General features: G+C 57.0%; 11 protein-coding genes. 9 read left to right on the forward strand and 2 right to left on the reverse strand.

The features are described 5' to 3' along the window. Positions 1-87: 87 nt before the first annotated feature. Positions 88-2,523 carry a DNA topoisomerase (ATP-hydrolyzing) subunit B gene (gene gyrB / locus RQI55_RS15425; RefSeq protein ID WP_042615674.1) on the forward strand — a complete coding sequence of 812 codons (2,436 nt, stop codon included), beginning with the start codon at positions 88-90 and terminating at the stop codon, positions 2,521-2,523. Positions 2,524-2,637: 114 nt separating this feature from the next. Here gyrB and RQI55_RS15430 read toward each other — a convergent pair whose 3' ends face one another. Next, positions 2,638-3,240 carry a nitroreductase family protein gene (locus tag RQI55_RS15430; protein WP_311273140.1) on the reverse strand — a complete coding sequence of 201 codons (603 nt, stop codon included), beginning with the start codon at positions 3,238-3,240 and terminating at the stop codon, positions 2,638-2,640. 196 nt (positions 3,241-3,436) lie between these two features. Between RQI55_RS15430 and RQI55_RS15435 the strand changes: the two genes are divergently transcribed. From RQI55_RS15435 to RQI55_RS15470, 8 genes are all read left to right on the forward strand, one after another. Next, complete coding sequence (locus RQI55_RS15435; protein ID WP_243258164.1) at positions 3,437-4,279, forward strand: fumarylacetoacetate hydrolase family protein; 843 nt, start codon at positions 3,437-3,439, stop codon at positions 4,277-4,279. 130 nt (positions 4,280-4,409) lie between these two features. After that, positions 4,410-5,645 (forward strand): polyhydroxyalkanoate depolymerase, encoded by a 1,236-nt coding sequence (locus tag RQI55_RS15440; RefSeq protein ID WP_311273141.1) that lies wholly within the window; start codon positions 4,410-4,412, stop codon positions 5,643-5,645. A gap of 45 nt (positions 5,646-5,690) precedes the next feature. Further along, positions 5,691-6,458 carry a M48 family metallopeptidase gene (locus RQI55_RS15445; protein WP_243258166.1) on the forward strand — a complete coding sequence of 256 codons (768 nt, stop codon included), beginning with the start codon at positions 5,691-5,693 and terminating at the stop codon, positions 6,456-6,458. A 103-nt stretch (positions 6,459-6,561) separates the two neighbouring features. After that, positions 6,562-7,218 carry a phosphoribosylanthranilate isomerase gene (locus RQI55_RS15450; RefSeq protein WP_243258167.1) on the forward strand — a complete coding sequence of 219 codons (657 nt, stop codon included), beginning with the start codon at positions 6,562-6,564 and terminating at the stop codon, positions 7,216-7,218. Between the two features lie 2 nt (positions 7,219-7,220). Further along, complete coding sequence (gene trpB, locus RQI55_RS15455) at positions 7,221-8,441, forward strand: tryptophan synthase subunit beta (protein WP_243258168.1); 1,221 nt, start codon at positions 7,221-7,223, stop codon at positions 8,439-8,441. Between the two features lie 2 nt (positions 8,442-8,443). Then, a complete protein-coding gene (gene trpA / locus RQI55_RS15460; protein ID WP_243258169.1) occupies positions 8,444-9,283 on the forward strand; it encodes a tryptophan synthase subunit alpha in 840 nt (279 codons plus the stop codon). 34 nt (positions 9,284-9,317) lie between these two features. Beyond that, positions 9,318-10,211, forward strand: coding sequence for an acetyl-CoA carboxylase, carboxyltransferase subunit beta (accD, locus tag RQI55_RS15465; RefSeq protein WP_192065089.1), 894 nt, complete (start codon positions 9,318-9,320; stop codon positions 10,209-10,211). A 40-nt stretch (positions 10,212-10,251) separates the two neighbouring features. Next, complete coding sequence (locus tag RQI55_RS15470; protein ID WP_243258200.1) at positions 10,252-11,595, forward strand: folylpolyglutamate synthase/dihydrofolate synthase family protein; 1,344 nt, start codon at positions 10,252-10,254, stop codon at positions 11,593-11,595. Positions 11,596-11,799: 204 nt separating this feature from the next. On the opposite strand, the gene trxA is transcribed toward RQI55_RS15470, so the two are convergent. Next, positions 11,800-12,120 (reverse strand): thioredoxin, encoded by a 321-nt coding sequence (gene trxA / locus RQI55_RS15475; RefSeq protein WP_243258170.1) that lies wholly within the window; start codon positions 12,118-12,120, stop codon positions 11,800-11,802. Positions 12,121-12,200 lie beyond the last annotated feature (80 nt).

Consider the following 12,200-nt stretch of genomic DNA (forward strand, 5'->3'; position numbering starts at 1 on the left):
AGTCACACGTCAGATTTAAAGTGATTCGCTGCCGCGCTGTCTCGATATGAGGTGGCGCTGCGACAGATACATTCGGAAAGAGTGCTTATGACTGAACCTATGTCGAGCGAAAACGCCGCCAGTGCAGCCTATGGAGCCGATTCGATCAAAGTCCTCAAGGGGCTTGATGCGGTTCGCAAACGTCCCGGCATGTATATCGGCGATACCGACGATGGTTCCGGTCTGCACCACATGGTCTACGAAGTCGTGGATAACGCCATCGATGAAGCGCTGGCCGGTCACGCCGATCTGGTTACCGTCACGCTGAATGCAGATGGTTCGGTATCGGTAACCGACAATGGTCGCGGTATTCCGACCGATATCCACACCGGTGAAGGCGTCTCCGCCGCTGAAGTCATCATGACGCAGCTCCACGCGGGCGGTAAGTTCGACCAGAACTCCTACAAGGTTTCCGGCGGTCTGCACGGCGTGGGCGTCTCGGTCGTTAACGCGCTGTCGGTCTGGCTGAAGCTGCGCATTCGCCGCAACGGAAAAATCCACGAGATTTCGTTTACCCATGGTGTGGCCGATGGCCCATTGAAGATCGTTGGCGATTATGAAGGTCGCTCCGGCACGGAAGTGACCTTCCTCGCCAGCAGCGAAACCTTCACCATGACGGAATATACCTACGCAACGCTGGAACACCGGCTGCGCGAACTGGCCTTCCTGAACTCCGGCGTGCGCATTCTTTTGACGGACAAGCGCCACTCCGACATCAAGCAGGAAGAAATGCTTTATGATGGCGGTCTTGCCGCCTTCGTGAAGTATCTCGACAGGGCCAAGAAGCCGCTGGTGGACAAGCCGGTTTACATCATCGGCGAGAAGGACGGCATCACCGTTGAAGTCGCGATGTGGTGGAACGACACCTATCACGAAAACATGCTGTGCTTCACCAACAACATTCCCCAGCGCGATGGCGGCACGCATATGGCCGGTTTCCGTGGTGCGTTGACGCGCCAGGTCACCTCCTATGCCGATAGCTCCGGCATCACCAAGCGTGAGAAGGTTTCCCTTCAGGGCGAAGACTGCCGCGAAGGCCTGACGGCTGTTCTCTCGGTCAAGGTTCCTGACCCCAAGTTCTCGTCGCAGACAAAGGACAAGCTGGTTTCCTCGGAAGTTCGCCCCGTTGTCGAAAACCTCGTCAATGAAGCGCTGAGCACCTGGTTTGAGGAACATCCGACCGAAGCCAAGATCCTCGTCGGCAAGGTCGTGGAAGCGGCTATCGCCCGCGAAGCTGCCCGCAAGGCGCGTGAACTGACCCGCCGCAAGGGCGCGCTCGATATCGCGTCTCTGCCCGGCAAGCTGGCAGATTGCTCCGAGCGTGATCCGGCCAAATCCGAAGTCTTCCTCGTCGAGGGTGACTCGGCTGGCGGTTCTGCAAAGCAGGGTCGTTCGCGTGAAACGCAGGCGATTTTGCCATTGCGCGGTAAAATTCTGAACGTTGAACGCGCCCGCTTCGACAAGATGCTGTCGAGCCAGGAAATCGGTACGCTGATTACGGCGCTCGGCACCTCGATCGGCAAGGACGAGTTCAACGCCGACAAGCTGCGCTACCACAAGATCATCATCATGACCGATGCTGACGTGGACGGCGCGCATATTCGCACGTTGCTTCTGACCTTCTTCTTCCGTCAGATGCCTGAGTTGATCGAGCGCGGTCATCTCTATATCGCGCAGCCACCGCTCTATAAGGTCACGCGCGGCAAGTCCGTGCAGTATCTGAAGGACGAGAAGGCGCTCGAAGAATACCTGATTACCATGGGTATCGAGGAAGCATCGCTGACGATGGGTTCCGGCGAAGTTCGTGTTGGTCAGGATCTGCGCGAAGTCATTCTCGATGCTGTGCGCATGCGCACGCTGATTGACAACCTCCATTCGCGCTACAGCCGCTCGATTGTCGAGCAGGCAGCGATTGCTGGTGCGATGAACCCGGAACTGTCGGCAGATCCAAGCAAGGCCGAAGCAACGGTTGCCGAGGTCGCGCGTCGTCTGGATATGATTGCCGAAGAAACCGAGCGCGGCTGGACCGGCGAAGTTCTTGATGATGGCGGTCTTCGTTTCTGGCGCATGGTTCGCGGCGTCAAGGAAGTGTCGACGCTGGATATGGGCCTGATGGGTTCGGCAGATGCGCGCCATATTGACCAGCTCGCAACCCGTATGGGTGACATCTACAAGACGCCACCTGTGCTGCAGCGCAAGGATGGCACGCAGATCATCGCTGGCCCACGCCCGCTTCTGGATGCCATCTTTGCCGCGGGCCGCAAGGGCCTGTCGATGCAGCGCTATAAGGGCCTTGGCGAAATGAATGCCGAGCAGCTTTGGGAAACCACGCTGGACGCCAATGTGCGCTCATTGCTTCAGGTCAAAATTCCTGACGCGACCGATGCCGACAGCCTGTTCGCCCGCCTGATGGGTGATGAGGTGGAACCGCGCCGCGACTTCATCCAGGAAAATGCGCTGAACGTCGCCAATCTCGATATCTGATGTTTTTCAGTGAATCGTCTTATGTGACGATTCACGTGAAACACAATCTTAACAAATGGCCCGGGGGAGATGCTCCACCGGGCCATTTTTATTTCAGTCGTGAAGCGTGGACCTTCAGTCAGCCTTGCCGGTGAAGCGTCCTTCGAACTCAACCTCCGACAGAGGCAGCCGGTCACTCGGCACTTCGCGTTTTGCCAGTTCCTCGGGCAGGGTACTCTTGTCGGCGATGGAGCCGATGGCGACCGCAGCTTCCACGGCATAGCCTTCCGGCACTTCTAGCGTTTCAATGATCTTGTCTTTGAAAATGCCAGCCATGGCATGAGCGTGGTAGCCGAGATACTGTGCCTGCATGGCCATAGACAACCAGGCAGCACCCGCATCAAAAGAGTTCGTTGTCGCAGGCTTCTTTTCGCCCTCGCGTGAAACATTATAGGTGCGGGACAGCACGATCAGCAGGACCGCGGCATTTTTAGCCCAGCTTTGATTGCCTTCCATCAGCAGGCTCACAAAGGTGTCCCACTGCGGGCTGCCCTTATGGGCATAGATGAAGCGGGTGGGTTGCTGGTTGGAGGAAGATGGAGCCCAGTGGGCGGCGTCGAGAATTGTCAGCAGATGTTCTCTCGGCATTCCAGCGTCACCGAAGGCGCGCGGCGACCAGCGATCCAGGAATATGGGATCAATCGGAAACTCGGATTGGCGCGAATTGCTATAGGTCATATCATCTCCTCGACACGGTTCGACATCATGGTGCCATCGGCGCCGTTTTAGAGCGCCCTAATAGTGTCATACACCCGTGTTTCGAAAAATGCTTCCTTCAATGCGAGGCAGATCGATTTGCCACCGCATGAGGGGTGACACGGATAAATAGTTCGTTCATATATGCAGGCACTTGTCTGACAACGGGAGATTGACCATGAAATTATTGCGCGTCGGCCAGCCGGGCCAGGAAAAGCCAGCCATTCTGGATCAGGATGGAAAAGCTCGTGATCTTTCGGCGCATGTGAAAGATATCGCCGGAGAGGCCATTTCCCCTGAGGGTCTGAAGGCGATTGCTGCTCTCGATCTTTCCACACTCCCGCTTCTTGCAGATGATCGCATTGGCGCCTGCGTTTCCGGCACGGGCAAGTTCATCTGCATCGGCCTGAACTTTTCCGACCATGCGGCGGAAACCGGTGCGCAAGTGCCATCCGAGCCTGTCATTTTCATGAAGGCGACATCCGCCATCGTTGGCCCTAATGATGATGTCATCATTCCGCGCGGCTCTGAAAAGACAGACTGGGAAGTCGAGCTGGGTGTCGTCATCGGCAAGACCGCCAAATACGTGTCTGAAGCCGATGCGATGGATTATGTTGCCGGCTATTGCGTCTCGCATGACGTATCCGAGCGCGCATTCCAGACCGAGCGTCAGGGCCAGTGGACGAAGGGCAAATCCTGCGACACATTCGGCCCCGTAGGCCCATGGCTTGTGACCAAGGACGAAGTCGCCGATCCGCAAAACCTTGGCATGTGGCTGAAGGTCAATGGCGAGACGATGCAGAACGGCTCCAGCAAGACCATGGTTTATGGCGTTGCCCATGTGGTGTCCTACCTGAGCCAGTTCATGTCCCTGCATCCCGGAGACATCATCTCCACCGGCACACCTCCGGGCGTCGGCCTCGGCATGAAGCCGCCACGCTTCCTGAAGGCGGGCGATGTGGTTGAGCTTGGCATTGAAGGTTTGGGAACGCAAAAGCAGACATTCGTCGCTGACGTCTGAGAAGAACTTTCGATCAATACATATCAGAAGCGCTGGCGGGCAACCGCTGGCGCTTTTCACGTTTTGTGCATGTGCGAAATGATGCTATATTGACGAAAAGACGACGATAAACGACGGGAGGCGTTCATCCATGTTCTATCAGTTCTACGAAATGAACCACGCTGCCATGATGCCGCTGCGGGCAAGCGCTGAACTGATGCGTCAGGCCTGCAACAATCCCCTGAACCCGCTGTCCAACACGGCATTCGGCCGAAGCCTCGATGCGGGCTTTGAGGTTTTCGAGCGGCTGACCCGGCGCTATGGCAAACCGCAATTCGGGATTTCCGAAACTCTGATCGGTGGGAAATCCGTCTCCGTTGCGGAAGAGATTGTCTGGGCAAAGCCCTTCTGCAATCTGCTGCATTTCAAGCGCGATATGGCCTCAGGCGAAATAACCGGCCCAAAAGTGCTGCTCGTCGCCCCCATGTCGGGCCATTACGCAACCTTGCTGCGCGGAACGGTCGAGGCGCTGCTGCCATCTGCCGATCTCTACATCACCGACTGGATCGATGCGCGCACGGTTTCTCTGACGGAAGGGCGTTTCGATCTTGATGACTATATCGATTACCTGATCGAAATCATTCATCACCTTGGTGAGGGCGTGCATGTCGTCGCCGTCTGTCAGCCATCCGTGCCGGTGCTGGCCGCCGTCTCGCTGATGGAAGCGGATAATGACCCATGCGCCCCGGCTTCCATGACCTTGATGGGCGGGCCAATCGATACGCGCATCAACCCGACCGCTGTCAACGAAATGGCCATGGGCAAGCCGATTGAGTGGTTCCGGGATAATGTCGTCATGCCCGTGCCGTGGCCGCAGCCCGGTTTTGGCCGTTCCGTCTATCCGGGCTTTCTGCAACTGACCGGTTTCATGTCCATGAACCTCGACAAGCACATGACGGCACACAAGGATTTCTACATGAACCTTGTGAAGAACGATGGCGATTCCGCGGAAAAGCACCGGGAGTTCTACGACGAGTATCTGGCGGTGATGGACCTCGCAGCCGAATTCTACCTCCAGACCGTCGAAACCGTGTTCATCGATCACGCGCTTCCCAAGGGCAACATGCTCCACCGGGGCAGGGCGGTTGACCCTACACACGTGAAACGCACGGCGCTGTTCACGGTCGAGGGCGAGAATGACGATATTTCCGGGGCAGGGCAGACGAAGGCGGCGCATGATCTGTGTCTGAATATTCCAGCTGATAAGCGCGAGCATTACACGCAGCCGGATGTCGGGCATTACGGTGTCTTCAACGGCTCTCGCTTCTGTCGGGATATCGTGCCGCGCATGCTGGATTTCATGCGCAAGCATGACAAGGCGCTGTGACACCAAGCACATAGCTTTTTGTGGAGCGAATCGCTATGAAAGGCGATGTTTCCGCTTCTCCGCAAGACCCTGAGATCCGTTTCGCCGTCCAAGCCTGCGCCATCGCAGCGCATGGTGGATGTGGGCGGTCGCAACCTGCCCATCACTATCAAGGAAAATCAGCGCGCCACCCGCATCACGCTTCGCATCGAGCCCGGCGGCAAAGCGCTGAAAATGACCATCCCCTACGGTCTTCACCACCGCGAAGTGGATGACTTTTTGGATCGCCACAATGGCTGGCTGAAAAGCAGGCTTTCGAAGTTCTCCACTGAGGGGAGTGTCGTTGATGGCGGCAGCATCTCCATTCGCGGTGTTGCCCATCGCATTGAACATACCGGCACGTTACGCGGCGTGACGCACATTGCAAAAGATTCAGATGGCGAGGCTGTCCTGCGGGTGAGTGGGTTGCCGGAACATCTCGGCCGACGCATTGCGACCTTTCTGAAGAAGGAAGCGCGGGCAGATCTGGAGCGGCTGGTCGCGTATCACACGGCAAAAGTCGGCAGGTCCGCCAATTCCATTTCCATGAAGGATACGCGCAGCCGTTGGGGATCATGCTCGCATGAGGGAAATTTGAGCTTTTCCTGGCGCATTGTCATGGCGCCAGAAAGTGTCATCGATTATCTGGCCGCCCATGAGGTCGCGCATCTCAAAGAGATGAACCATGGACCGAAATTCTGGGCGCTCTGCGAAAAGCTTTGCCCGACCATGGAAGCCTCGAAATCCTGGTTGAAGCGCAACGGCTCGCAGTTGCACGCCATCGATTTCGAATAAATCCTGTTCAAACCGTTTTGGATTCACGTGAAACATTTACGCTTCTGAGAGGAAGATTAGATTTGGCTCGACTCACAGCCTATTTCATGGCACCTCCCAAGGCATGACACCGGAAATCAAGATTTGCGGATTGAAGTCCGCCGATGCCATCGAGCGCGCCGTTCGTCGCGGTGCGAGCCATCTCGGCTTTATTTTCTTTGAAAAAAGCCCGCGCAACATCGAGCCTGATATTGCTGGCAAGCTGGCCGATGCCGTGCGCGGAAGCGTCAAGATCGTAGCCGTGACTGTTGATGCCGACAATGACGAGCTGGATGAGATCATCCATCTGTTGAAGCCGGATATGCTGCAGCTGCATGGGCATGAAAGCCCGGAGCGTGTGCTGAACGTCAAGGCTCTCTACGGTTTGCCCATCATCAAGGCTTTTTCCATCCGCGATGCCGATGATCTTGCCAAGATTGATCCCTATATAGGAATAGCCGACAAGTTCCTGTTCGATGCCAAACCGCCTGCGGGTTCCGATCTTCCCGGCGGCAACGGCGTTTCCTTCGACTGGACCTTGCTGCACTCTCTTGACGAAGGCGTGGATTACATGCTTTCCGGGGGATTGAACAAAGACAACATAGCCCATGCTCTGGCGGAAACCGGGGCTAAGGGAATAGATGCATCTTCCGGTGTCGAGAGCGCGCCGGGTGTCAAGGATCTGGCCATGATCGACGCATTTTTCGATGCGATCCGTTCGGCAAGACCGCAGGGAGTTTGAGAGTGAACGAGACGCCGAAACCCAACTCTTTCCGCGCCGGTCCCGATGAGGACGGCCGTTTTGGTATTTACGGAGGCCGCTTTGTGGCCGAAACGTTGATGCCGTTGATCCTTGACCTTCAGGCCGAGTGGAACAAGGCAAAGACAGACTCCGAGTTTCAGGCGGAACTTGAGCATCTGAACACCCATTATACCGGTCGCCCAAGCCCGCTCTATTTTGCCGAGCGCCTGACACAGGAGCTTGGCGGCGCGAAGATTTATTTCAAGCGCGATGAGCTGAACCACACCGGTTCGCACAAGATCAACAATTGCCTGGGGCAGATCCTGCTCGCCAAGCGCATGGGCAAGACCCGCATCATCGCGGAAACCGGCGCTGGCCAGCACGGCGTTGCCTCGGCAACTGTCGCTGCCCGTTTCGGCATTCCCTGCGTTGTTTACATGGGCGCAACCGACGTGGAGCGCCAGGCGCCGAACGTTTTCCGCATGAAGCTTCTCGGCGCAGAAGTCGTGCCGGTCACGGCTGGTCACGGCACGCTGAAAGACGCTATGAACGAAGCGCTGCGGGATTGGGTCACCAATGTCGACGACACCTATTACATGATCGGTACCGCTGCCGGTCCGCATCCATACCCGGAAATGGTCCGCGACTTCCAGTCGGTCATCGGTCGTGAAACGCGCGAGCAGATGATGAAGGCCGAGGGACGTTTGCCGGATATGCTGATTGCAGCGGTTGGCGGTGGCTCCAATGCCATCGGTCTGTTCCACCCGTTCCTCGATGATTCCAGCGTCAGGATCGTTGGCGTCGAAGCGGGCGGCAAGGGTCTTGAAGGCGAAGAGCATTGCGCATCGCTCACAGCCGGTTCGCCGGGCGTGCTGCATGGCAACCGCACCTATCTGCTGCAGGACGGTGACGGCCAGATCAAGGAGGGTCACTCGATCTCCGCTGGTCTGGATTATCCCGGCATTGGTCCAGAGCATTCATGGTTGAAAGATACGGGCCGCGTTGAATATGTGCCGATCAAGGACACCGAGGCGCTGGAAGCATTCCAGTTGCTGACACGGACCGAGGGCATTATTCCCGCACTTGAACCGGCCCATGCGCTGGCGGAAGTCATCAAGCGTGCGCCAAAGATGGACAAGGATCAGATCATCGTCATGAACCTGTGCGGTCGTGGCGACAAGGACATCTTTACCGTGGCGAAACTTCTGGAAATGGGTGCGTAATCATGACTGCTCGTATGGACAAGCGCTTTGCTGATCTGCGCGCTGAAAACCGCCCGGCCCTCATCACCTATTTCATGGGTGGCGATCCGGATTTCGATACCTCGCTCGGCATCATGAAATCGCTGCCGGAAGCCGGTGCCGATGTCATCGAACTCGGCATGCCCTTTTCCGATCCCATGGCCGATGGTCCAGCCATTCAGCTTGCCGCCCAGCGCGCGCTGAAGGGCGGGCAGACATTGAGGACCACGCTTGAACTCGCCCGCGCGTTTCGCAAGCAGGATGACAACACCCCGATCGTGCTGATGGGCTATTATAACCCCATCTATATCTATGGCGTTGAAACGTTTCTGGATGATGCATTGGCAGCGGGTATCGATGGCTTGATCGTCGTCGACCTTCCACCTGAAATGGATGATGAGCTTTGCGTTCCAGCCTTGGCGCGCGGTATCAACTTCATTCGTCTTGCAACGCCAACGACGGATGAGAAGCGTCTCCCGACCGTTCTCAAGAACACGTCAGGCTTTGTCTATTACGTTTCGATGAATGGCATTACCGGTTCGGCCCTGCCGGATCCATCCACGATCTCTGGCGCTGTCCAGCGGATCAAAGCGCATACCGACCTTCCCATCTGTGTCGGCTTCGGCGTCAAGACGGCGGATCATGCCCGCGCAATCGGCGCTGTTGCCGATGGCGTTGTGGTGGGTTCGGCCATCGTCAACCAGATCGCCGGAAGCCTGACCAAGGACGGTAAGGCCACCAACGACACTGTTCCATCAGTGACAACACTGGTAAAGGGACTTTCAACGGGCGTGCGTGCATCGCGCCTTGCCGCTGCCGAGTAAAGTCAGGTCAGCGAGATAGTCAGGAGTATTAGACGTGAACTGGATCACCAACTACGTACGGCCTCGGATCAACTCCATGCTTGGCCGCCGCGAGACGCCGGAAAACCTCTGGATCAAGTGCCCCGAAACGGGCGAGATGGTTTTTCACAAGGATCTTGAGGAAAACAAGTGGGTCATTCCCGCTTCTGGTTTCCACATGAAGATGCCTGCGAAGGCGCGCCTTGAAGACCTGTTCGATGGCGGCGTTTACGAAGCCCTGGTCCAGCCAAAGGTGGCGCAGGACCCGCTGAAGTTCCGCGATTCAAAGAAATATTCGGACCGTCTGCGCGACAGCCGCGTGAAGACAGAGCAGGAAGACACGATCCTGGCTGGCGTCGGCAAGCTCAAGGGCTTGAAGATCGTCGCTATCGTTCACGAATTCCAGTTCATGGGTGGCTCGCTCGGCATTGCTGCCGGTGAAGCCATCGTCAAGGCATTCGAGCGCGCCATTTCAGAGCGTTGCCCTGTCGTGATGTTCCCAGCCTCGGGTGGCGCACGCATGCAGGAAGGCATCTTGTCGCTGATGCAGCTGCCGCGCACAACGGTTGTCGTCAATATGCTCAAAGAAGCGGGCATGCCTTACATCGTCGTGCTGACGAACCCGACAACGGGCGGTGTGACGGCCTCTTACGCCATGTTGGGCGATGTGCACATCGCAGAGCCGGGTGCGGAAATCTGCTTTGCGGGCAAGCGCGTGATCGAACAGACGATCCGCGAAAAGCTGCCTGAAGGCTTCCAGACTTCGGAATATCTGCTGGAGCACGGCATGGTCGACATGGTCGTGGATCGGCGTGAAATTCCAAAGACGCTGGCAAGCCTGCTGAAGATCATGACCAAGGCCCCAGCCGATCCGTCTTCGGAAGACCTGCCAATGGCAGTATCCGCCTGACGTCTATCGCCACTGGGCAGCGGAGACGCCAATGACGGATATGACGACACCCGCCCAGAGCGCAGCGGAACGGATCATCGAAAAGCTTTTGGGGCTTCACCCCAAAGGCTTTGATCTTTCGCTGGATAGAATAACCGCTCTTCTCGAAAAGCTCGGCAATCCGCACAAGCGTCTGCCGCCAGTTTTGCACGTGGCTGGCACCAATGGCAAAGGCTCTGTCACGGCCTTCAGCCGGGCGCTGCTAGAAGCTGCGGGCCTTGCCGTTCACGTCCACACATCTCCCCATCTCGTCAACTGGTACGAACGGTATCGTTTGGGCCTGCGCGGCCAAAAGGGCCGTTATGTCGAAGATGCCGTTCTGGCCGATGCGCTGGAACGTGTGGCTGCTGCCAATGACGGGCAGATGATCACCGTTTTCGAGATTCTGACGGCTGTCACATTCGTTCTCTTTGCGGAACACCCCGCCGATGCCGTGATCCTGGAGGTCGGCCTTGGTGGGCGTTTTGACGCGACCAACGTCATCACCGACCCCGCCGTATCGATCATTATGCCGATCTCGTTGGATCATCAGGCGTACCTAGGCGATAGCGTTGAACTGATTGCCGCTGAAAAGGCCGGTATCATGAAAGCCGGATCGCCTGTCGTGATTGGTCATCAGCAATACGATGCGGCACTGGATGTTCTGGTCCAGACCGCTGAACGCCTGAGATGCCCGACGGCTGTCTATGCGCAGGATTTTTCAGCGCATGAGGAGTTTGGGCGTCTGGTCTATCAGGATGAAACCAGCCTCATCGATGCGCCGCTGCCGCGCCTTCCCGGTCGCCACCAGTTGGCCAATGCCGCCGCCGCCATCCGCGCCGTCAAGGCTGCCGGTTTTGAGGTGACGGACAAAATGGTTGAGACGGCGATGACATCGGTGGAATGGCCGGGCCGCCTGCAACGCATCACATCAGGCCGGATTGTCGATCTGGCACCGCCGGGTTCTGAAATCTGGATCGATGGTGGCCATAATCCCGGCGCGGGTGAGGTGATTGCCGAAGCCATGGCGGGGTTCGAGGAAGCCAATGCTCGCCCGCTGTTTCTGATTGCCGGCATGATCAACACCAAGGATCAGGTGGGATATTTTAAGGCCTTTGCCGATATCGCACAATATGTTTTCACCGTTCCGATCAATGGCACGGATGCAGCCATCGATCCGGTGGTTCTCGCCCACGCCGTCTTTGACGCCGGCCTTGTCGCCGCCCCCACATCTTCCATTGAAGAAGCCTTGGAAGAGTTGAAAAAGCGGATCATGCCGGACAAACCCGCGCCGCGCATTCTGATTGGTGGCTCGCTCTATCTGGCTGGCAATGCGCTGGCGTTGAACGGAACTGTGCCGCAGTAAAATTCGCTGCATCGGCTTCGAGGGTTGAGCCATTCTATCCCCACCGTCATATCAGGGCTTGTCCCGAGGATCTAACCACGTTCGATATAGGGGTTCGTCAGATCCTCGGGTCAAGCCCGAGGATGACGGCGATGTGTTTAAGAATGCCCCAAAAGAAAAAGCCCGGCGATGACCGGGCTTTTCTCATTCTATCCAAACACCCAATCAGGCAGCGCTGGAAATCCAGGCCGAAAGAGCTGTCTTTGGTGCTGCACCAACCTTGATGTCTGCCACTTCGCCGCCCTTGAACATGGCAAGGGTAGGGATAGAGCGAACGCCGAACTGCGCTGCAAGCTCCGGGTTTTCATCAATGTTGAGCTTCACGACCTTGACCTTGCCGGCCAGCTCGTTGGAAATTTCTTCGAGGCTTGGGGCGATCATTTTGCAAGGGCCGCACCATTCCGCCCAGAAATCGACGACGACGGGTTCAGCGGAATCGAGCACTTCTGCCTGGAAATTGGATGTATCGACTTTCACGGTAGCCATGGGTGGCTCTCCTTTCAATGACAAGATTGTCAGTGGTGTTGGTTGATGAGCATGTGATGCTGCTGGCGGGTTATTTCAAT

It is taken from the genome of Rhizobium sp. WCS2018Hpa-16 (genome assembly GCF_031843705.1).
Classification (GTDB): Bacteria; Pseudomonadota; Alphaproteobacteria; order Rhizobiales; family Rhizobiaceae; genus Agrobacterium; species Agrobacterium tumefaciens_C.